Origin of the sequence: Embleya sp. NPDC008237, from assembly GCF_042956465.1 — a bacterium.
Taxonomy (GTDB): Bacteria; Actinomycetota; Actinomycetes; order Streptomycetales; family Streptomycetaceae; genus Embleya.
On the sequence record NZ_JBIBGL010000006.1, the window covers coordinates 340,524 to 362,108 of the forward strand.

13 protein-coding genes are annotated in these 21,585 nt (G+C 70.9%); 7 read left to right on the forward strand and 6 right to left on the reverse strand.

Going from position 1 to position 21,585, the window contains the following annotated elements; genetic code table 11:
- The first annotated feature begins 115 nt into the window (after positions 1-115).
- Both ACFZBU_RS18315 and ACFZBU_RS18320 read left to right on the forward strand, forming a co-directional pair.
- Entirely contained in the window at positions 116-1,615 is a 1,500-nt protein-coding gene (locus ACFZBU_RS18315) for an MFS transporter (protein ID WP_391584620.1), read from the forward strand.
- 183 nt (positions 1,616-1,798) lie between these two features.
- Positions 1,799-2,167: a chaplin gene (locus ACFZBU_RS18320; RefSeq protein ID WP_391584621.1), complete on the forward strand. Its 369-nt coding sequence runs from the start codon at positions 1,799-1,801 to the stop codon at positions 2,165-2,167.
- A gap of 703 nt (positions 2,168-2,870) precedes the next feature.
- Here ACFZBU_RS18320 and ACFZBU_RS18325 read toward each other — a convergent pair.
- From ACFZBU_RS18325 to ACFZBU_RS18335, 3 genes are read right to left on the reverse strand one after another with little or no spacing between them, the layout of a single operon-like run.
- A complete protein-coding gene (locus ACFZBU_RS18325) occupies positions 2,871-4,307 on the reverse strand; it encodes a hypothetical protein (RefSeq protein WP_391584622.1) in 1,437 nt (478 codons plus the stop codon).
- Positions 4,304-5,557, reverse strand: coding sequence for a beta-ketoacyl-[acyl-carrier-protein] synthase family protein (locus ACFZBU_RS18330; RefSeq protein WP_391584623.1), 1,254 nt, complete (start codon positions 5,555-5,557; stop codon positions 4,304-4,306). The genes ACFZBU_RS18325 and ACFZBU_RS18330 overlap by 4 nt, the downstream gene beginning before the upstream one ends.
- Positions 5,550-5,855: an acyl carrier protein gene (locus ACFZBU_RS18335; protein WP_391584751.1), complete on the reverse strand. Its 306-nt coding sequence runs from the start codon at positions 5,853-5,855 to the stop codon at positions 5,550-5,552. The genes ACFZBU_RS18330 and ACFZBU_RS18335 overlap by 8 nt, the downstream gene beginning before the upstream one ends.
- A gap of 701 nt (positions 5,856-6,556) precedes the next feature.
- Between ACFZBU_RS18335 and ACFZBU_RS18340 the strand changes: the two genes are divergently transcribed.
- From ACFZBU_RS18340 to ACFZBU_RS18350, 3 genes are all read left to right on the forward strand, one after another.
- Positions 6,557-7,489, forward strand: a complete 933-nt coding sequence (locus ACFZBU_RS18340; RefSeq protein ID WP_391584624.1) for an SDR family NAD(P)-dependent oxidoreductase — start codon at positions 6,557-6,559, stop codon at positions 7,487-7,489.
- A gap of 393 nt (positions 7,490-7,882) precedes the next feature.
- A complete protein-coding gene (locus tag ACFZBU_RS18345; RefSeq protein WP_391584625.1) occupies positions 7,883-13,420 on the forward strand; it encodes a carboxyl transferase domain-containing protein in 5,538 nt (1,845 codons plus the stop codon).
- A 238-nt stretch (positions 13,421-13,658) separates the two neighbouring features.
- Positions 13,659-13,937, forward strand: a complete 279-nt coding sequence (locus ACFZBU_RS18350; RefSeq protein ID WP_391584626.1) for a hypothetical protein — start codon at positions 13,659-13,661, stop codon at positions 13,935-13,937.
- A 70-nt stretch (positions 13,938-14,007) separates the two neighbouring features.
- On the opposite strand, the gene ACFZBU_RS18355 is transcribed toward ACFZBU_RS18350, so the two are convergent.
- The 3 genes from ACFZBU_RS18355 to ACFZBU_RS18365 form a co-directional block, all read right to left on the reverse strand.
- Complete coding sequence (locus ACFZBU_RS18355; RefSeq protein WP_391584627.1) at positions 14,008-14,847, reverse strand: SDR family NAD(P)-dependent oxidoreductase; 840 nt, start codon at positions 14,845-14,847, stop codon at positions 14,008-14,010.
- Positions 14,848-14,926: 79 nt separating this feature from the next.
- A complete protein-coding gene (locus ACFZBU_RS18360) occupies positions 14,927-15,634 on the reverse strand; it encodes a thioesterase II family protein (protein ID WP_391584628.1) in 708 nt (235 codons plus the stop codon).
- A 296-nt stretch (positions 15,635-15,930) separates the two neighbouring features.
- Positions 15,931-18,330, reverse strand: coding sequence for an MMPL family transporter (locus ACFZBU_RS18365; protein WP_391584629.1), 2,400 nt, complete (start codon positions 18,328-18,330; stop codon positions 15,931-15,933).
- Between the two features lie 426 nt (positions 18,331-18,756).
- Here ACFZBU_RS18365 and ACFZBU_RS18370 point away from each other — a divergent pair, with 426 nt between their 5' ends.
- Complete coding sequence (locus tag ACFZBU_RS18370; RefSeq protein ID WP_391584630.1) at positions 18,757-19,908, forward strand: SDR family oxidoreductase; 1,152 nt, start codon at positions 18,757-18,759, stop codon at positions 19,906-19,908.
- Positions 19,909-19,981: 73 nt separating this feature from the next.
- Positions 19,982-21,568: a PfaD family polyunsaturated fatty acid/polyketide biosynthesis protein gene (locus ACFZBU_RS18375; RefSeq protein WP_391584631.1), complete on the forward strand. Its 1,587-nt coding sequence runs from the start codon at positions 19,982-19,984 to the stop codon at positions 21,566-21,568.
- Positions 21,569-21,585 lie beyond the last annotated feature (17 nt).

The window sequence follows — 21,585 nt, forward strand, 5'->3', positions numbered from 1 at the left end:
CGCGGCGAAGGAGAGAAACCTCCCGCGCCGATCCGCGCCGATGTCAAGAAGCTCTCGGCCGCTCCGACCAACCGGCGAAACGTCGAGAGAGTCGAGAGAACAGAGAGATGCGGATATGCGAGCCAACCGGGCGTGGCTGGGACTGGCCGTCCTGATGTTGCCGACACTGCTGGTCGCGATGGACATGACGGCACTGCTGCTCGCGCTCCCACGGCTGAGCGCCGACCTGGGCGCCACCAACGTGCAGCAGTTGTGGATCAGTGACAGCTATGGACTCATGGTGGCCGGCCTGGTCATCACGATGGGTACGCTCGGCGACCGGATCGGCCGTCGACGGCTGTTGATGATCGGCGCGGCGGCGTTCGGGGTGTTGTCGATCGTGGCCGCGTTCGCGGTCGACCCGCTGATGCTGATCGTCGCGCGGGCACTGCTGGGCGTCGCCGGTGCGACCCTGGCGCCGTCCACGCTCGCCCTGATCACCAACATGTTCCGCGACGAACGGCAGCGCGGGCAGGCCATCGCGATCTGGGCGACGTGCCAGTTCACCGGCGGCGCACTCGGCCCCGTACTCGCCGGGGTCCTGCTCCAGCACTTCTGGTGGGGGTCGGTGTTCCTGGTCGCGGTGCCGGCGATGGCGGTGCTGCTGATCGCCGGACCGATCCTGTTGCCGGAGTTCCGCAGCGACCGGGCCGGTCGGCTGGACCCGGTCAGCGTCGGCCTGTCCCTCGTCGCGGTGTTGTCGACGGTCCACTGCATCAAGCAGCTGACCGTCGAGGACACGCCGGTCGTGCCCGCGGTGGCCTTGGTCGTCGGGGCGACCGTCGGAGTGCTGTTCGTACGCAGGCAATTGCGACTGGAGACGCCGTTGTTGGACCTGCGGCTGCTCCGCAACCGTCCGTTCACGGCGGTACTCGTCGCACTGGTCTTCGCCGGCATCGCGATGGCCGGCACGGGTCTGCTGGTCACCCAATACCTGCAGAGCGTGCTGGGCTACTCGCCGGCCGCGTCGGCGATGTTGTTCGCGCCGATGGGTCTGGGGGTGGCGGCCGGCACCATGGCCGCGCCCGCGCTCGCCCGCCGGATGAAGCCGACGACCGCGATGGCCGGCGGGCTGGCGGGATCGGCGCTGGGCAGCCTGCTGCTGGTCGGTGCCGACGGTGCGGCCGCGTTGCCGATGGTGATGACCGGCATCACGGTCCTGGCGCTGGGCACCGGGCCGCTGTTCGCGCTCGGCACCGGGCTGGTCGTCGGGTCCGTGCCGCCGGAGCGGGCCGGCTCGGCGGCCTCGATGTCGGAGACCGGCAACTACTTCGGCGGCTCGCTCGGCTTCGCGCTGCTCGGGGTACTTGCCGCGGTGGTCTACCGCAACCGGATGGACGGCACGTCCGACTCGCTGGCCGGTGCGGTCGAGGCGAGTCGGCACCTTCCCGCCGATCGGGGCGCGGAACTGCTGCACACCGCGCGCGGGGCGTTCACCACCGGTCTGCACGTCACCGGCATCGTCGCCGCCATCGTCTTCGCCGGGTCGGCCGTATTGATCCTGACCATGCGCCCGGCGACCGGGGCAACGGCCGCCCCGGAGATGCTCCCCGAGTACGAGACCACTCGCGCATAGCGCTCGTCGACGTCGACAGGACGCGGCGGATCGCGGTGGAACCACTCGTCGGAGGGTCTGCGGGTGCGGGGCCATTCGGGTGAACCGGTGTGGGGGTGGGGTTGCCGGAGCCGAACCGTCTCGTTGAGAGGAGTGCGCGTCGCAATCGGGCGGCGCGGATGCTGCGCTATACGGGAGATTGTCGTGAACTCGTTCAAGAAGGCCAGTGTCCTGGCCGCCGGTACCGCCGCCCTCGTCATGGCGGGCGCGGGCGCCGCGAGCGCGAGCTCCGAGGCCGACGCTGCCGCGGTGAAGTCCTCGGGCGTATTTTCCGGCAACATCGGCCAGTCTCCGTTCCACACCCCGGCCATGGGCTGCGGCAACACCGCCGACACGGGTGCCGCGCTCAACCCGGCGTTCGGGAACGAATGCGTCATCGCCGAGATCGAGAACAACGAGATCGACGACGAGGACTACGAGCACGAGGGCCACCGTCCTCAGGGTCACCCCCACGGTGGCGGCTACCAGCACGACGACGGCCACCGCTCGCTCCTCGAGCGTGTGGGGGTCTGACACCCCGTTCGGGACAGCGGTTCGGCCCCCGCTGCGCCGAACCTCTTCGAACGGACAGGGAAACAACCCTCGGGAACCCGAAGTCCACTCCGGTGTCGCCGCCTTGCGACGACACCGGAGTGAGGGGGCCGGCTGGGCCCCCGGGCACCACCGGTGCCGCCCCGCACGCGACGAACCGCCGCAACACCCGGAAGACCGGGTCCCGGCGGGCCGCCGCGTCGTCGGCATGCCCGAGGACTGGACCGGCCGAGAAGCGAGGGTGCGTCTCGGCACGAGCAGATGTCAGCGGCGTTCGGTGTTCCGGAGCGGCCGTCGCAGCGCCTCGCCTCGGCGGCGGCGCCGATACGTTCGCCGTGTCCAGGTCGGGGGCGGGCGCCGTGTCCGCGTCGAGCCCGCCCGACGCACGAACTTCACGCTCTTGCCGTTCACGGACGGGCGCGCGTCACCGGGGTTCGGGTTGACGCGCGGGCCGGTGTGGTTGCGTGACTCGTGGACCATGGCGTAGCGGTCGGTTCTGTTCGCGACGGGGCCGTCGGCCCGGAACACCGGCGTGGGGTGTTCGACGCCGTCGGCCCCGACCATCGATACGGTCGGGGCCGACGTTCGCCCGGTCAGGTCCCGGCCGGCTCCGGAAGGGGCGCGGTCGTGTGCGTCCGGACGGCCGGGGCGGGGCCCGAGAGCGGGAGCGGGCGGGGTGCGCTGCTCAGCACGGCTGGTCGATGTGGTCCGGGTGGAAGCGCACGGCTCCCAGCACCTGCGGGTCGAAGAGGTCCAGGAGGCCGCGCAGCGGTTCTTCGGGCAGGCCGGGTCCCCACAGTTCCAGGGCCATCTCGCCGTGGTAGAGCATCGGCCAGCGCACGTAGTGGCGGGTGTCCGCGGGGTCGTGCAGCGCGCGCGAGGCGGCCAGCGTGGAGCGGGCGACGTCGATCATCAAATCCGTGCCACAGCCGAACCCGTACGGATAGCGGTCCCGGTCCGGCGGGATGCTTTCGATCAGGGTCGAGTCGGCGTGCGAGACGCCGACGTGCGCGTGCAGGCCCGCCCGGATGGCCGGCACCTCGTGGGTGCCGTTCGGGTCCCACTCCCAATGCCCCGCCGCGTTCCGGCCGACCCGTACGGTCGGTGCCGCCTCGAAGAGCGCGCAGACCTCCCACGCCTCCACCGACGGCGCCATGGGCTGCATGCCCTCGGGGGCCAGGACGCGCAACCGGCCCTGGTTCAGCCGATGGTCGACGGCCACGAGGTCGCCGTCGGAGAGGTCGCGCTTGTCGACCCCCCAGCGTCCGGAGGCGGTGACCACGAGCGCGTCGAGGTCGGGATCGAAGGCGAACAGCATGCCCTCGCTGAAGCCTTGGAGGTTGAGGTACATCGCATAGGTGCGGCTGAGCCTGGGCGATACGAAGTCGCGCATCGCATGCGGCGCCGGCAGCAGCCCCAGGTCCCCCATCCGCGTCCCGGCCACCGCCAGGCTCCGCGGCGTGCGGGCCGCGGCCCACGCATCGGCGCCGATGGCGTCGGGCACCACGTCGTGGCGACCGGCCACTTCGTGCGCACAGGCCGCGGCGACCAGCCGATCGCAGATGCCCTGGGCGACGTGCTCGGTCTCGGTGGGGTGGCCGCCCTCCATCGTGCACAGCGTCGCCTCGGCGACCTCCCCGGGCAGCGCGCCGGGGGAGATGAACACGACCGTGAACACGCCCACCCTGGCCATCAGGATCCGCGCGGCGCGCACCACCTCGGGGTGCGACATCCCGCTCAACCGCTCGGGCACTTCCGCGACCGCGACCAGCCGGCCGACCACGCCCTGCCGGCCCTGCTCCTTGCGGAGTTTGAGCATCAGCGGAGTCGGCTCCTCCACGATGCGGTCGGCCAGCGGGCCGGGGCCGTCGGGCACGGACACGCCCACCAGGACCACGTCGAGCCGGGTCTCGTTCTCTCCCCGCGGGACCACCCGGTGCCCGCCGCGTACGAATGCCGCAGTCAGATCGTCCAGGAACGTGCGCACCACGCCGGAGAGTTCCGGGGCCGGGTCGACGACCCGGACACTGCACGAACGCCACCAGTCCAACTCCTCCAGCCGCCGGCCGAAGGCCGGGGCGGCGGATCGCGCCGACATTGTTTCCGCTTGGGTCACGGTCATGCGGGGGCTCCTGAGGTTGCTGCGCGGAAGGCGAGGACGGCGTTCTGGCCACCGAACGCGACCGAGGTGGAGATCGCGGTGTGCAGGCGGGTGGGGCGGCGCGGGGCCTTGGCAACCACGTCCAGATCCATGTCCGGGTCGGTGCGGTGGTGATTGGCGGTGGGTGGAATGCTCCCTTGTTCGAGGGTCAGGACGGTCACGGCCGCCTCGATCGCGCCGCCCGCGCCGCCGGCGTGGCCCAGGATGCTCTTGACCGCGGTGACCGGTGGGCAGCGGTCGAACGTGGCCGCGAGGAAGCGGGCCTCGGCGGCGTCGTTGAGGACCGTGCCGGTGCCGTGCGCGTTGATGTGGTCGACATCGCCCGGGCTCCAGCCGGCGTCGGCCAGGGCCGCGAGGGTGGCGAGTCGGGCGCCGCGGCCGTCGGGGTGCGGTGCGGTCACGTGGTAGGCGTCGTTCGCGGAGCCGTACCCGGACAGCAGAGCCCGGATTCGGGCCCGGCGGGCACGTGCGTGCTCCAACCGTTCCAGGACCAGGATGCCGATGCCCTCGCCCAGCACGAATCCGTCCCGGTCGGCGTCGAACGGTCGACAGGCCTGATCCGGGTCGCCGGAACGCGTGGACAGGGCACCCAACTGGGCGAAGGCCGCCGCGGTGATCCGGTTGCACATCGTGTCCGTGCCGCCGGCGAACGCGATGTCCAGGGTGCCCGCGCGCACCAGGTCACGGGCGATGCCCAGCGCGGTGGCTCCGGACGCGCAACCGGCGGCAGGGGCGAAGTTGGTTCCCTGGGCGCCCAGATCGAGGGCGACCTCGGTGCCGGGGGTGTTCGGCAGTGAGCGGGGCAGGGCGGCCGGGGAGATGGAAGTGGCGCGATCCGCCGCCAGTTTCGCCATGGCTTCCGTCAGGGATTCCATGCTCGGACCGCCCGAGCCGATGATCACGCCGACACGAGTGGGGTCCCAGGTCCGGCGGTCCAGGGCGGCGTCGGCCAGGGCCTCTCGGGCGGCGACGACGGTCATCTGCGCGGGACGGTCCATCCGACGGGACAACCGTCGGCCCAGGTGGGCGTCCCCGTCGAAGCCGGGGACGGCGCAGCAGACGTCCACGGGCAGGCCGGCGAGTATCGGGTCGCGGCGCGCCGTGGAGACGCCCGCGCACAGGGTCCGCCAGGTGGCTTCGACGCCGATTCCGCCGGCGGTGACCAGGCCCAGACCGGTGACCGCAACCTCGGGGGAGGGCATCTCAGCCATCCGAGGACGCGGCATGGCCCGAAGCGGAGACGGGGGCGGAGGCGGCCGCCGGGTTGGCGACGGCCGGGTCCCGTGGTTCGCTCCGTGGGGCGGCCTCGAAGGCCGCCGCGGCCTCGATGAGCGTGGTGTCCTTGTCCAGGTTGCCGAGCCCGGTGAAGTCCTTGTCCGTCTGGTCCGCGACGATGACCGCCAGTTCCGCCAGCGACAGCGAGTCCAACTCCAGCGAGTCGAACGTCGCCTCGGGAACGAGATCCGCGGCGTCGATGCCGAACTCCTGGACCAGCAACTCACACAGCATCGCGTACACGGGGAATGCCTTCCTGCTCGGTCGGACCGCGCACACCCGGCGGCGCGTCGCCGTACAACAACCCCGATCGGGTATGCGATCGAGCATCCTGTGTATCGGTGGCGGGGTCGGGCGCAAAACTCCCGCCCGGCCGCCCTCACGACCCCGAACCCGCCCTTCACCTGGGGCGATGGACCGGGAACGGCACCGCGAGCGTGCCCCGATGTTCACCCGCAAGTACGCAACCGCAGGCACCGCGATCACCCGACGGCGGCGGGGGCGTGACCTATACCGAGTCCGGGCGGTTAACCAGCCCGTACGGGGTCCGATCGGTCGACCTACCGTACGCGGACACCGGGCGACCCGTCCCGGGATCCGTCCCTTCCGGCGGCGGGACGACGGACGCCGAACGACCCGTCCCGGGAACCGTCCTCCCGACGGCGGGAGGCACGCCTCGATCCGGTCCCCGCCGCAGTTCGGGCCGCGGGCCCGCGGAGTGTGCACGTCGACCGTCCCTCGGTCCGCTCGTCCTCGCGAAGGCGTCGCCCCACGTGCCGCGTTCCGCGCCCCGGCAGCCGGTGATCGCGCCGATCCGAACCCGCCACCCGTCCACCCAAGCCCGCGCCCCCGACCGTGGATCCGCCGGTTCGAGCCGTCGACGTCCCCGGGGAGCCGGGCAGTTCGCATCCGCCCGCTTCGTGAAGGAGGCAGTAATGTCCACGGCCCTGGTCACCGGCGCCAGTTGTGGTCTCGGCGCCGACCTCGCCCGCGCCCTCGCCGCCCGCGGCCACGATCTGATCCTGGTCGCCCGCAGCGCCGAACCCCTGGACCGGCTCGCGGCCGACCTGGTGGCCGAACACGACATCAAGGCACGTGTGTTGCCCGCCGACCTGACCGTCGAGGCCGACCTCGAAGGGGTCGCCGCGGCGGCGTGCGACGCGGACATCCTGATCAACAACGCCGGTGCGGCGCTGGGCACGTCCTTCGACCGCACCGCGTGGGCGGACGAACGACGCATGCTCGCCCTCAACGTCGTCGCACCGTCCCGGCTCATCCACGCCGCGCTGCCCGAGATGCTCCGGCGCGGCTCCGGCCGCATCCTGGTCGTTTCCTCGGTGGCCGCCGTCGGGCCCGCCTGGCTGGGCACGGCGTACGGCGCGACCAAGGCCTACGAGTTGGCCATGACCCAGTCGTTCGCCTACTCCCGGCGCATCCGCACCTCGCCCGTCGCGCTGACCGCGCTCGTGCCCGGGTACATCGCGTCGCAGTTCCACGTGCGAGCGGACATCGGCGCACCGCCGCCGCTGCTCACGCTCGCCTCGTCGTACGTCGCGAAACAGGCGGTGCGGGCCATTCATCGGCGCCGTCCACCGGTCGTGTGCGTGCCGAGCATGCGCTACAAGGTGCTGGCGGGGCTGCTGCGCCATGTCCCCTACCGGCTCCTGTCCGTACCCGGTCCGGCCAAGGACTTCGGCGGCGGCGCAGCCGGGGTGCAGGGTCCCGCCATGGACCTCGACCGGGACAGGGACACCGACACCGACACCGACATCGACATCGACATCGACACGGCGGAGTCGAGCCGAAGCGGGGGTGCCGACGACGTACTGCCCGTCGGAGCCCAGCGGGACGGCCGGTCCCGATCCTGAGCCGTGTCCCGGTCCCGGCTCCCGGCCCGCCGTGGAAGTTGCAGCACCCGACCCCGCCGCGCGACCGACATCGCGCGGCGGGGTCCTCAGGTTCGGCGCGACCCAACGCGGCGGACGGTGCCCACAGTTGACCGATTCGGATGAACGCCGAGTCCGGCGCTGCGCCGAACGGGCGACGGCCAATCAGGCGATCATCGGGAGCAGGACCCCGGCTCTCCCGGATAAGCCCTGGTCAGGCGCGGACGGGCAACGGCTCGTGGTCATTTCGTGCGCCCCGAGCCCTGTAGCCTGCCCCGTCTGCGACACGGCCACGGTCGGTGGACGGAAGGTCGTCACCGCCGGAACCGCCCTGTTGTGGAACGCACATCGTTGGTAAACAGGAGGGTCGGTCGAGTGTTCAGTCGTGTCGCCATCGTCAACCGTGGTGAGGCCGCGATGCGGCTCATCCACGCCGTGCGGGAGCTGGCCGCGGAAACGGGGACCCGGATCGAGACGGTCGCCCTGCACACCGATGTCGACCACGCGGCCACGTTCGTGCGCGAGGCCGACCTGTCCTACGACCTCGGTCCCGCCGCTGCCCGCCCCTACCTCGACCACGCCGTCCTGGAGCGGGCGTTGCTGGCGACCGGGGCGGACGCCGCGTGGGTCGGCTGGGGATTCGTCGCGGAGGACCCGGCGTTCGCGGAACTGTGCGACCGGGTCGGCGTCACCTTCGTCGGGCCGAGTCCGGAGGCGATGCGCCGCCTGGGGGACAAGATCTACGCGAAGCTCATCGCCGAAGAGGTCGGTGTGCCGGTCGCGCCGTGGAGCCGCGGTGCGGTCGAGACCCTGCCGGCCGCGCTGGCCGCGGCGGCCGAGATCGGCTACCCGTTGATGCTGAAGGCGACCGCGGGCGGTGGCGGGCGCGGTATCCGCGTGGTCACCGGCGAGGCCGAACTGACGGACGCCTACGAGCGCACCAGCCTGGAGGCCGCACGGGCGTTCGGTAGCGGCATCGTGTTCCTGGAGCGTCTGGTCACCGGCGCCCGGCACGTCGAGGTACAGGTGATCGCCGACGGCGAGGGCACGGCCTGGGCGCTGGGCGTGCGTGACTGCTCGATCCAGCGACGCAACCAGAAGATCATCGAGGAGTCGGCGTCGCCGGTGCTCGACCCCGAACAGGCCGCCGAACTCAAGGCGTCGGCAGAGCGGTTGGCCCTCGCGGTCGGCTATCGCGGAGCGGCGACCGTCGAGTTCCTGTACCACCCCGGCGACCGGCAGTTCGCGTTCCTGGAGGTCAACACCCGCCTCCAGGTCGAACACCCGATCACCGAGTGCACCACCGGGTTCGACCTGGTCAAGGCCCAGTTGCGGGTGGCGTCGGGCCGTCGGCTCGAAGGCGAACCGCCGGTGGAGCGCGGGCACGCCATCGAGGCCCGGCTGAACGCGGAGGACCCCGACCGCGACTTCGCGCCCGCCCCGGGCCGGATCGTGCGCCTGGACCTGCCCGCCGGCCCGGGCATTCGGGTGGACACCGGAGTCGGCGAAGGCGACACCATCCCGGCCGACTTCGACTCGATGATCGCGAAGATCATCGCCCACGGCCGGGACCGCGAGGAGGCGTTCGGCCGGCTGCGGCGGGCGATGTTGCAGACCAGGGTGGTCATCGAGGGCGGTGCGACCAACAAGAGCTTCGTGCTCGACCTGCTCGACCAGCCCGAGGTGATCGACGGCAGCGCGGACACCGGCTGGATCGACCGCGTTCGCGGCGAGGGCAGGCTCGTCGCGCATCGGCACTCCGCCGTGGCGCTGGCGGCGGCGGCGATCGACGCGTACGAGGAAGAGGAACACGCCGAACGGCAGCGGCTGTTGTCCACCGCCTCCGGCGGCCGCCCGCAGGTGCGACACGAGAGCGGTCGACCGCTGGACCTGAAACTGCGCGGCGTCGGCTACCGCGTGCGCGTGGCACGCGTGGGCCCGCATCGCTTCCGGGTCGGCATCCAGGCGGGAGACCTCGCGCGCACCGCCGACGTCGAACTCGACCGCTTCGACCGGCACGTCGGACAGATCCTGGTCAACGGCACCGCGTACCACCTGCTCACCGCCACGCACGGGCCGATCCACCTGGTCGAGGTGGACGGCGTGACGCACCGGGTCGGCCGCGACGAGGGCGGCGTCGTACGCTCGCCCGCCCCGGCACTGGTCGTCGCCACCCCACTGGAGGTGGGCGCCGAGGTCGAGGCGGGCGCTCCGGTGCTGGTGCTGGAGAGCATGAAGATGGAGACGGTGCTGCGGGCGCCGTTCCGGGCGCGGTTGAAGGACTGCACCGTGTCCGTGGGCAGTCAGGTGGACACCGGTGCGGCGCTGATGCGGCTGGAGCCGCTCGTCGACGACGATGCCGAAGCCGAGGACACCTCTTCCGTCGAGCTGGACCTGCCGGCCGCCCCCGAGGCGATCCCGACCCGGGAGCGCGCCGCGCGCGGCCTGGAGGACCTGCGCGCTCTGCTGCTGGGCTTCGACGTCGATCCGCACGACGAACGCCGGGTACTCGACGACTACCTCGCCGCACGCCGGGCGGCCGTCGAGGACGGCCACGAACTGCTGGCCGAGGAACTCGAACTCGTCGACACGTTCGCCGACCTCGCCGAACTGAGCCGCAACCGTCCGGCGGGCGAGGATGGCGGCGGCGACGGGCACGTGCACAGCGCCCGTGAACACTTCCACAGCTACCTGCAGAGCCTCGACGTCGAACGGGCCGGGTTGCCCGAGGCGTTCCGGGCCAAGCTCGCCAAGGCACTCGCCCACTACGGCGTCACCGAGTCGGAGCCCACGGCCGAACTCGAAGCCGCGGTGTTCAGGATCTTCCTCGCCCAGCAGCGCGCGTCCGCCGACGCCACGGTCGTCACGACGCTGCTGCGGGTGTGGTTGCGGGAGGCGCCGCCGGACGCGACGCTGCGCGAGTCGGTCGGCCTGGCCCTGGAGCGGCTGGTGGCCGCGACCCAGGTGCGTTTCCCCGTGGTCGCCGACCTCGCGCGCGGCCTGGTGTTCGCCTGGTTGGCCCAGCCGCTGCTGCGGCGCAACCGCGCCCGCGTCTACACCGACGTGCGCAGGCACCTGCGCCACCTGGACGCGCACCCGGACGCGCCGGACCGCGCCGAGCGGATCGCCGCGATGGTGCGCAGCACCGAGCCGCTGGTGCGCCTGCTCGGCCGTCGGCTCGTCCGCGACGACCTGGACAACACGATCATGCTGGAGGTGCTGACCCGGCGGTACTACGGCAACAAGGGCCTCACCGACGTTCGTTCGAGCCGGGTCGCGGGGTGCACGTTCGTGGTCGCCGAACGGGCGGGCTCGCGGCTGGTCTCCTCGGCGGTCAGGTTCGACGAACTCGGCGGAGTACTGCGCGGGCTCGCGGAACTGGCGGGGGGCGGGGACGCCGTCGAAGCCGACATCTACCTCGCGTGGGAGAAGCAGCCGGCGGACTCCGATGCGATGGCGGCCGCGCTGTACGAGGTCGTGGCCGCGCACCCGCTGTCGAATCGGGTGCGCAGACTCACCGCCACCGTCGCCGGCCGCGGTGGTGCGGTGATGCACCACCACTTCACCTTCCGGGCGACCGGCACCGGGATGGCCGAGGAGCGGCTGATCCGCGGTCTGCACCCGTACATCGCCCGGCGGATGCAACTGGAGCGGCTGAGCAAGTTCGACCTGACCCGCCTGCCGTCCTCGGACGAGGAGGTCTACCTCTTCCGGTGCGTGGCGCGGGAGAACCCCTCGGACGACCGCCTGGTCGCCTTCGCCCAGGTCCGTGACCTGACCGAACTGCGCGAGCACGACGGCAGGCTGATCGCGCTGCCCACGGCCGAGAACGTCGTCGCGACCTGCCTGGATTCGATCCGCCGCGCCCAGTCGCGGCGACCGACCGGCAAGTACGCCGACACCAACCGGATCGTGATCTACGTCTGGCCGCCGAGCGACATCACCCGCGCCGAGTTGGAGACGATCATCGGGCGCGTGTTGCCGACGGCCGAAGGCGCCGGGCTGGAGGAGATCGTGTTCATCGCACGCCGCCGCGACCGGGAGACCGGCGAACTGGGCAAGATCGCGGCGCGAGTCTCCTTCGACGTCTCCGGCGGTACCGAACTCACCATCGGCGAGCGCTCGCTCGAACCGGTCGAGCCGCTCGACGACTACCGGCGCAAGGTGCTCCGCGCGGCCGGTCGCAACACCGTGTATCCGTACGAACTCACGCGCCTGCTGGGCGACTTCGTCGAGTACGACCTGGACGACGAGCACGTTCTGGGGCCGGTCGAGCGGCCGAGGGGGAACAACACCGCGGCGATCGTCGTGGGCGTGGTCACCACCGCGACCGCGCTGCACCCCCAGGGCGTGACCCGCGTGGTGCTGCTCGGCGACCCGACGAAGTCGCTGGGTGCGCTGTCCGAGCCGGAGTGCCGCCGGGTGATCGCCGCGCTCGATCTGGCCGAGCGCATGCGGGTTCCCGTGGAGTGGTTCGCGCTGTCCGCGGGTGCGCGGATCTCGATGACCTCGGGTACCGAGAACATGGACTGGGTCGCCGCCGCGCTCAAGCGCATCGTCACGTTCACCCAGGACGGCGGCGAGATCAACATCGTGGTCGCGGGCATCACCGTCGGCGCACAGCCGTACTGGAACGCCGAGGCGACGATGTTGATGCACACCAAGGGCATCCTGGTGATGACGCCGGACTCGGCGATGGTGCTGACCGGCAAGCAGTCGTTGGACTTCTCCGGCGGCGTCTCCGCCGAGGACAACTTCGGCATCGGCGGGTACGACCGGGTGATGGGCCCCAACGGCCAGGCGCAGTACTGGGCTCCGAACCTGTGCGCGGCGCGGGACGTGCTGATGGAGCACTACGACCACACCTACGTCGCCACCGGCGAGCAGATGCCGCGGCGGGCACGGACGAGCGACCCGATCGACCGCGACGTCTGCGACTTCCCGCACACCTTGGCGGGCAGCGACTTCACCACCGTCGGCGAGATCTTCTCCGCGGAGCACAACCCGGACCGCAAGAAGCCGTTCGACATCCGCACGGTGATGCGCGCGTTGTCCGATCAGGACCACCCCGTGTCGGAGCGCTGGGCGGGCATGGCCGACGCGGACACCGCGGCGGTGCAGGACGTGCGGCTCGGCGGCATTCCGGTGTGTCTGATCGGGATCGAGTCGCGATCGGTGCCGCGGCTCGGCTTCCCGCCCACGGACGGCCCGGACACGTACACGGCGGGCACGCTGTTCCCGCAGTCGTCGAAGAAGGTGGCGCGGGCGATCAACGCGGCATCCGGCAACCGGCCGTTGGTGGTGCTGGCGAACCTGTCCGGGTTCGACGGTTCACCGGAGTCGATGCGCAAGTTGCAACTGGAGTACGGCGCGGAGATCGGCCGGGCGATCGTGAACTTCCGCGGCCCCATCGTGTTCTGCGTGATCTCGCGCTACCACGGCGGGGCGTTCGTGGTCTTCTCCAAGGCGCTCAACCCGAACATGACCGTGCTCGCGCTGGAGGGCTCCTTCGCCTCGGTGCTGGGCGGCGCCCCGGCCGCCGCGGTGGTGTTCGCCGGCGACGTGCACGCCCGTACCGCCGCCGACCCGCGTGTGCGCGACCAGGAGGCACGGGTGGCGACCACCTTCGGTGCGGAGCGCGCCGCGTGCAAGGCGGAGCTCGACGAGCTCCGCACGTCGGTGCGCGCGGAGAAACTGGGCGAGGTGGCCGCGGAGTTCGACCGGGTGCACGACATTCGGCGGGCGGTCGAGGTCGGCTCCGTCGACGTCGTCATCCGCGCCGAGGAACTGCGCCCACGGATCATCGAGGCCATCGAGTCCCGCCTGCGCCCGACTCTCGGGGGCGATCCCGAGGCAACCGGGCCCGATCTGCTCGCACATCGGGCACCGGTACCGGAGCGCTCGCTCTTGTGAAAGGGCGTACCGCCGACTCCGTCGTGCCGCCGGTCGCCCGAATGCAGCAATGCGGCCTGCGTCCGTAGGGGTGGTTTCGAAAATCGCCGACATGGTCGGTGAGCAGCGACGATGCGCCGAAACCCGATAATCGTGGCGGGTTTTGCGGGATCGTCGCGTGCCGCACGCTCGGATCTGCGTTCAGGATGAATCCGACCACCTCGGGCGAGGTGGTGCTTTTCGAAGGTAAGGGGATTTCATGCGTAGGTTCACTCGCGCTTCCGTCACCGTCGCGGCCGTGCTCATGGCGGGCGCGGCGTCCGCGACACCGGCGTTCTGCGCGGCGGCCGACGCCGACCCGAACGCGGGTGCCTCGGCTCCGCATTCGGGCGGTTGGGGGGCCGGTGGCGGCCTCGGCGGCTGGGGCCACGGCGGCGGGGACGCGCACGGCGGCGGCGGTGGCGGCGGCTGGGGCCCGTGGGGCGGCGGCGGTGGCGGCGGCGAAGGCGGCGGCGGCGGTTGGGGCGGCCACCGGTAGCCGTTCCACCGCAACCGGACACGACTGCGGCCTGCCCGATCCGATCGGATCGAGCAGGCCGCAGTCGTCGTCACAGGGCGCGCGCGCTGCTTCGCACGACCTTGGACCGCGCGCGTTCGATCGAGGCGTGCACGACCGGTTCGAACGCGGAGCCCAGCAACCTGGTGCCCAGGTCCATGACCTTCGCGTCGAGGCCCACGCACACGCGGGTGCGGCCCCTGCGGACGCCGGTGAGGATCGCCCGCGCCGCGATCTCCGGTGAGGTCTTGGCCAACGTGTCGTGCACCGCCGCGACCTCGGTCCGGTCGGTTCCCCGCGCTGCCCGCGAGTTGCGCACGATGGCGGTCTTGATCCCGCCGGGGTAGGCGGTGGTCACCCCGATCCCGCTGCCCTCACGGCGCAGTTCGTTGCGCAGGGATTCGGAGAAGCCCCGGACCGCGTACTTCGTCGCGGAGTAGGCGCTGCGCAAGGGCATGCCGAACAGCCCGAACGAGGAGGAGACGTTGACCACGTGCGCGCCGTGGGCCGGGTCGGCGCGACGCAGGTGCGGCAGGAAGGATTTCGTGCCGTGCGCCACGCCCCAGAAGTTGACGCCCATGATCCACTCGAAGTCGGCCCACTCCATCTCGTCGACACTCGCGGTCAACGCCACGCCGGCGTTGTTGATCACCAGGTTGACTCGGCCGAAGCGCTCGGCGGTGGCGTCCGCCCAGTCCTGCACCTCCGCGCGCTGCGCGACGTCGACCACGTCGGCGTGCACCGTTTCCGCACCCAACTGCCGGGCCTGCTCCGCGGTCGCGCCCAGTCCCTCCGCGTCGACGTCGGAGAGGGCCAACTGCGCGCCGTGTTCGGCGAGGGCGAACGCCAGTGCCCGGCCGATTCCGGAGGCGGCTCCCGTCACCGTGCACACGCGTCCTGCGTAATCTCGAATCACGGGCTCACTCCAAACACTCGACATATTCGGACGACGAGGCACTCGGCCCCGGAATTCAGGAAAAGGCGCCGACGGTGGTGCGCAGATCTGCGGAGAGGTCGGTCAACAGACTCGGCAATGCCTCGTGGACGTACAGGTGCCCACCGGGATAGGTGCGCAGCCGCATGGGTCGCGTGGTTTGTTCCTGCCAATTCGACAGGGTTTCCACCGCGACCAGGGTGTCGTCCCGAGCGCCGAAGACACTCAACGCACAATCCAACGGCGGCTCGTGGACGTACCGGTGCTGAAGGGCCAACAGGAGATCGGCCATCATGGGCGGGCCGAAGGCGGTCATGGCGCCCTGGTCCCGGAATACCTCGGGCGGAAGCAGATCGGTCAGCCCCAACTGCCGCCAGGGCTGATCCGAGACCAGGATCGGTCGGCATGCGCGCGCGAACGCGCCGCCCTGCGGCGGGGGAACGGCCGACACGGCAAGCAACGCGGGCATCGCGTGGCCGCAACGGCGCAGCTCCCGCACGGTGTCGAAGGCGATCATCGCGCCGATGCTGTGACCGAAGAAGACGTACGGCCGGCCGTCGTCGGATTCCAGGACGAGTTCGGCGACCATCGCGCTCAATTGGGCGGGATCGGTGAGCGAGACCTCGCCCGTCCGTGCGCCGCGACCGGGAAGTCGTACGGCCGTCAGTTCGACCGAATCCGGCAGGTATTCCAGCCACGGTGCGAACATCATCGCATCCGCACCCGCGTAGGGAATGGTGAACATTCTCATGGGAGCGCGCGGCCGAGGTGTGAAAGTGAGCAGGTCCGGACGTGGGGAGCGAGTGCTGAGTGGGCGGCAGATGGATTCCACAGGCGATTCTCGATTCGTCCTACGGGAAAGGGCGGGGGTCGGGTGCGCTCGGCGAAAGCCGGCCGATCGCGCAGACTCTATGCCCTCGGGGGAGCCGAGTCGGAAACACGATCGCCCGAACGGGGCAATGACGGGAGTTCGACGTCCGGGCGTCCGAACAGCCTTGTGAATCGGACCATTTGCGGTTCGCACCGGCGCCGCTTCAGGTTTCAGGATTGCGGTCGGTCCGTTGCGTCCGGGGTGGAGTCCGCGGTCTGGCCGACCAGTTCGGGGAGTGCCTCGCTGCGCGCGTCGGGCAGCTTGGGGCCGGTCTCGCGCGGGCGACGCCGGGGCAACGACAACGACGGCGCCCACCAGTTCGCCCGGCCGGTGAGCTGCATCAGGGCGGGAACCAGGATGCCGCGCACGATTGTGGCGTCCACGACGACCGCGACCGCGAGACCGACACCGACCGTCTTGAGCAGCGTGACGTGGGACATGGTCAGCGCGACCATGGTGGCGGCGACGGTCAGGGCCGCGGCGGTGAACAGTCGGCCCGTGTGCTCGATCCCGAAGACGATCGAGCGGGTGTTGTCCCCGGTGCGCACGAACTCCTCCTTGATCCGGGCGAGGAGGAAGACCTCGTAGTCCACCGAGATGCCGAAGGCGACGGCCAGGGTCAGCAGCGGCATCGTGGTCTCCAACGATCCGCCGGTGGTGAAGTCGCCCACCAGCCAGCGCAGATGACCGTCCTGGAAGACGTAGACGATGGCCCCCAGACTCGCGGTCATGCTCAGCAGGCCCATCACGACCGCCTTGATCGGCACCAGGACGCTGCGGGTGAACAGGAAGAGCATGACCAGGGTGCCGACCAACATGACGGCCGCGCCGTAGGGGAGTGCCTCGCGCAGGGTGTGTTTGGTGTCGGTCAACTCCGCCGCCTTGCCCGCGACCAGGTGCGGTTGGGGGGCCGGCAGGGTCCGCAACCGGTGTACGAGCGCGACCGTGTCCGGTGACTGGCTGTCGGCCGTGCCGACCACACGCAGCACGCTGCCCGGGACGGCGGGAAGGGGTGCCGCGGGCGGTGCGACCGGGCGGACGACGACCCGCGTGGTGCCCTCGGGGGTGGGCTCCGCAGCCTCGGGTGCGGGCAACTGCGGTGCCGGCAGCGGTAGTCCCGCGCGGTAGTCGCCGGTGTCGGCGATCACGTGCGCGACATGGGGCAACGCGGACAACCGTCGAGCGTACGTGTCGATGGCCGGTGCGTCGGTCGCCGCGTTCGCCCGGGGCAGGATCACCGGGATGACCCGCTCGGGCGGGTCGGCGAAGTCGGTACGCAACAGCTCGGCGGTGCGGTGCGGTTCGGAGTTCCTCGGCAGGATCTTCTCGTCGATGGTGGTGAACCGCGCGTGCAGGAAGGGGAGGGCCAGGACCAACAGGAGGGCCGCGGCCATGCCCCCGCACAGGACCGCACGGGAGGTGGCGAGCGTGGCGATGCGACGCCAGACGGGACTGCCGCCGCCCACGCGCCCGCTCCCGCGACGGAATCGGCGGAACGGGTCCAGCCGGTCCAGGCGCGGTCCCAGTACGGCCAGCAACGCGGGCAGGACCAGCAGGGACGTCAGCGCCGAGATGATCACCACCAGGATCGACGCCCACGCCAACGAGCGCAGCAGCTCCAGCGGGAAGACGAACAGCGCGGACAGGCACAGGGCCACCGTCGCCGCGGAGAAGAGCACGGCGCGTCCGGCCGTGGCCATGCTGCGGGCGATGGCCCGGCGTGATTCGACGCCCTGGGAGAGTTCCTCGCGATAGCGGGTCACGATGAACAGGGCGTAGTCGACGGAGAGCGCGAAGCCCAGCGCGGCACAGATGTTGATCGCGAACACGGTGATCGGCATCGTGAGCGTCAGCGTGGCCAGGACGGCCAGGGCGCCGGCCACGGAGACCGCGCCCACGGCGAGCGGGATCGCCGCCGCGGTCAGTGACCCGAACGCGAGCAACAGGATGATCATGGTCAGCGGCGCCGCGAGCAACTCCCCGCGTTCGAGGTCGCGTTCGGACTCGTCGGTGGCCTGCGCGTTCAGCCAGGCGGGTCCGGTGGCATCGACCCGCAGACCGCCGGCGGCCTTGCGCACGGCCGGGACCAGGGCGCGCGAGGCGACCGCGGAGTCGCGTTCGGTCCCGGCCAGGTCCACGCGGATGAGCGCGCCTCTGCCGTCCCGCGAGCGCAACAGGGGGGAACCCGTGCTCCAGAAGGACTGCGCCGCCTTCACGCCCGGTCGCCCCGCGACCAGTGCGGTGAGCCGGCGGCCCGCCTCCGCCACCTCGGCGTCGTCCACCGGCTTGTCGGCGCGGATGTAGAACACCAGGTCCGCAGCGTCCGCCCCGTATCGGGCGGCGACGCGTTCGGCCTCCGCGGCCCGGGTTCCGGTCGCGGTGAACCCGCCGTTGGACCAGCGGTCCCTGGCGCCGGCGACCACGGTGGCGGCCAGGACCAGGACGATCATCGCGCCCACCAGGAGCAGGCGGCGGTGCCGCACGCAGTGCCCGGCGAGGCGGCTCAGCGGGTCGCCGGGCGGGTCCGGCGTCTCGTGTTCGGGAGGTGGGACCGGGATCGTGTCGAGCATTGCGTGTCCTCCCAGGACGACGTCGTCTGTGCGATGGGCGAGGACGCCCGTGAACCGGGATCGGGTGCAGACGTGGCGAACCCGGGCCGGCCATCGCGTCGGGGCGGCGGGCGAGGGGCGAATCCTGTTGCCGAAGATCCGCCGTGGCCACGGATATTCGGAGGAATTGTTCGTGCTGCCGGCGAGCGTACCGCGCGTGCGGACCGCAACTCGCGATTGCCGATCCCGGCCGCCGTACGGCGATAAATCGTATGTATAAGAATCGGATGTACGTGCCCGGTTCGCCGGGCGAAGGCGTGAATAGTCGATCCTTATGAATGTGTCGACAATGGCGAATTGCATCCACCGCGCGGCATCCCGGCAACTAGGCCATACCGGTGAATCTGACTTCCCGGCCCGTAACCTGGACTTTTGCACGGCCCGGTCATGGATAGGATCGACGCGCAATACCGGCCATCGGTTCCGGAGAAGAGGAATGAGACCGTGCAGGTTACATTGACTGGTGGCACCGGTTTCCTGGGTCTGCGGCTCGTTCGTGAACTCGTGAATCGGAATTGCTCCGTCACGCTGCTCTCCCGCCGCGGCAGCACGAGTGCGATCGACCGAATCTCCCATGCCCTCGGACGGCTGGGCGAGACGCCGGATTTCATTCAGAAATTTCGCCGACGCGCCGACGAGGTGGACATCGAAATCGAGCGTCCCCTGTTCGGCCTCCCGGACGACCGGATCGAAAAGCTCGTCCGGCGGACCGACATGTTCCTGCACAGTGCCGGAAACATCGACCTCAATACCGGCGCCCGGGCGATCCGGCCGGTCAACGTCACCGGGACGCAAAACTTCCTCGACATCGCCGGCCGGAGCCCGCACGGCGCGCCCTTCTGCCATGTCAGCACCGCGTTCGTGGCGGGCGCCCGACGGTCGGGAACCGTTGCCGAAGCCGACCTGATCGACACGTACGGCTTCGAGAACGAATACGAGCGGTCCAAGTGCGACGCCGAATCCCTGCTGCGCCGGTGGTCCCGGGAAAGCGGAATGCCGGCGCTGGTCATGCGGCCCAGCATTCTCCTGACGGACCGCGCCCCGACCCCGGGCCTCCCGGCCCACCCCTTTCAGACCATCAGCGCCCTGCTGCGTGCGTCGACGATCGAAAGAGGCATCGCCGGACTCTCCATTCCGCGGGGTCTGCGGCCGGTCATCCACATGCAGGGGCAGGCCGACGCGCGGCTGAACTGCCTCCCCGTCGAGGACGCCGCGCGGGCCATCGTCGGCATCGCCGCGGAACACCGGTCCACGGACGCGGAGACATACCACATCGTGCACCCGGACGACGTGTCCGCCACGACGCTCATCGAACTCTTCGAGAAATTTGCACCCATTCGCATCGTCCTCGGGCCCGAGCTGCCCGAAAAGCTCTCCCCGGCCGAGCAGCGCTTTCACAGTTACGCCGGGTTCGCCGCGTATTTTCGGCACACGCGGGTCTTCGACGATCGCAACGCGCGCCGTGTCCTGGGCGGACCCTGTTCCCGGACGACCGTCGACATGGCCTATCTCCTGGCCGGCACGCACGGGATTCTTTGACGGTCCACACGGGATTCCTCGAAGGTCGGCGAAATCCGACCACCTTTCCGAAAGCCCACAGGAGAAACCGTTCATGACCATCGGACTACAGGCAGCACCCCGTCACGACATGTCGGATCCCACCGCCGACGGTCTCCTGGCCGTGCTTCGCCAACCGCGGAGCATGGCCACGATCGTTCGGCGCCTGTCCGACTCCGTGACCGGCGCCGTCCTGGGAGACGCGCCCGTCGACGGTTGCGAAGTCGTCGGCACACTCTCTCCGTTGTATCCCGAATGGCTCGGCGACCGGTCCTTCACCACCGACCACGGCGTGCGATTCCCCTACGTGGCCGGGGAGATGGCGCAGGGAATCGCGGGCGTCGCGATGGTCAAGGCGATGGCGCGGGCCGATTTGCTGGGCATCTTCGGAGCAGCCGGGCTGCCGATCGACGCGGTTCGGCGGGCGATCGAGGAACTGCGCCGCGATCTGCCCGAACACGCCCCGTGGGGGGTGAACATCATCCACAACCCGCACTCGCCCGCCTGGGAGGACGAGGTCGCCGCCCTCGCGATCCGACACGGTGTGCGGTGCGTGTCGGTGTCGGCCTTCAGCAAGGTCACCCGCGCCCTCGCGCACTGTTGCGCCGCGGGCCTGCAGGTGCGCGCCGACGGTCGGGTCGTCCGTCCGCGGATGATGATGGCCAAGGTCTCGCGCCCCGAGGTCGCCGAACAGTTCCTCGCCCCGGCGCCCCCCGAACTGCTTCGGGAACTCGTCGCCGAGGGACTCCTGACCGCCGACGAGGCGGCGTTGGCGGCCCGCGTGCCGATGGTCGACGACCTCACCGTGGAGTCCGACAGCGGCGGGCACACCGACGGCAGGCCGCTGTCCACCGCCCTGCCGCAGATCCTGGCCCTGCGCGACGCGGTCGCCCATCGGCACGGCATCGCACCGCGCACCAGGATCGGCGCGGCCGGCGGCCTGGGCACCCCGCACGCCGTCGCCGCCGCGTTCGCACTGGGCGCCGCGTACGTGGTGACCGGATCGGTCAACCAGCTCAGCCTGGAGGCCGACACCTCCGACCTGGCCCGGACGATGCTCCAGGCCGCGGACACCATGGACGTGGCCATGGCGCCGTCCGCGGACATGTTCGAGATGGGGTCGAAAGTACAGGTCCTCAGTCGCGGCACGATGTTCGCCGCCCGGGCCTCCAGGCTCTTCCAGCTGTACCGCGATTACGAGTCGTTGGAGGAGATCCCCCCGGTCCAGATCGCCCGCCTCGAACGGGAGATGTTCCGTCAGCCGGTGGCCCAGGTATGGGCGCAGACCGAGGAGTTCTGGCGCGCCAGGGAGCCCGCGCAGGCCGACCGCGCGGCCGTGGACCCCAAGCACCGCATGGCACTGGTGTTCCGTTGGTACCTGGGCATGTCCAGCACCTGGGCGACCACCGGGACCGCCGACCGCAGTGTGGACTACCAGATCTGGTGCGGCCCCGCGGTGGGCGCATTCAACGACTGGCGCAAGGACGGGTTCCTGGCCGATCCCGCGAACCTGTCCGTGGTGCAGATCGCCCGCAATCTCATGGAGGGCGCAACGGTCCTCACCCGCGCGCAGCAACTGCGCAGCCACGGTGTCGACCTGCCCGCCCAGGCGTTCACCTTCCCCGCCCATGAACTGCTCTGAATCGCACATCGCAAGGA

Bases quoted from the DNA above. Each gene is read 5' to 3' on its own strand.
- ACFZBU_RS18360 (WP_391584628.1), bottom strand. From the start codon at position 15,634: ATGTTCACCATTCCCTACGCGGGTGCGGATGCGATGATGTTCGCACCG.
- ACFZBU_RS18375 (WP_391584631.1), top strand. From the start codon at position 19,982: ATGACCATCGGACTACAGGCAGCACCCCGTCACGACATGTCGGATCCC.
- ACFZBU_RS18315 (WP_391584620.1), top strand. From the start codon at position 116: ATGCGAGCCAACCGGGCGTGGCTGGGACTGGCCGTCCTGATGTTGCCG.
- ACFZBU_RS18350 (WP_391584626.1), top strand. From the start codon at position 13,659: ATGCGTAGGTTCACTCGCGCTTCCGTCACCGTCGCGGCCGTGCTCATG.
- ACFZBU_RS18335 (WP_391584751.1), bottom strand. From the start codon at position 5,855: ATGCTGTGTGAGTTGCTGGTCCAGGAGTTCGGCATCGACGCCGCGGAT.
- ACFZBU_RS18325 (WP_391584622.1), bottom strand. From the start codon at position 4,307: ATGACCGTGACCCAAGCGGAAACAATGTCGGCGCGATCCGCCGCCCCG.
- ACFZBU_RS18340 (WP_391584624.1), top strand. From the start codon at position 6,557: ATGTCCACGGCCCTGGTCACCGGCGCCAGTTGTGGTCTCGGCGCCGAC.
- ACFZBU_RS18365 (WP_391584629.1), bottom strand. From the start codon at position 18,330: ATGCTCGACACGATCCCGGTCCCACCTCCCGAACACGAGACGCCGGAC.
- ACFZBU_RS18330 (WP_391584623.1), bottom strand. From the start codon at position 5,557: ATGGCTGAGATGCCCTCCCCCGAGGTTGCGGTCACCGGTCTGGGCCTG.
- ACFZBU_RS18370 (WP_391584630.1), top strand. From the start codon at position 18,757: ATGGATAGGATCGACGCGCAATACCGGCCATCGGTTCCGGAGAAGAGG.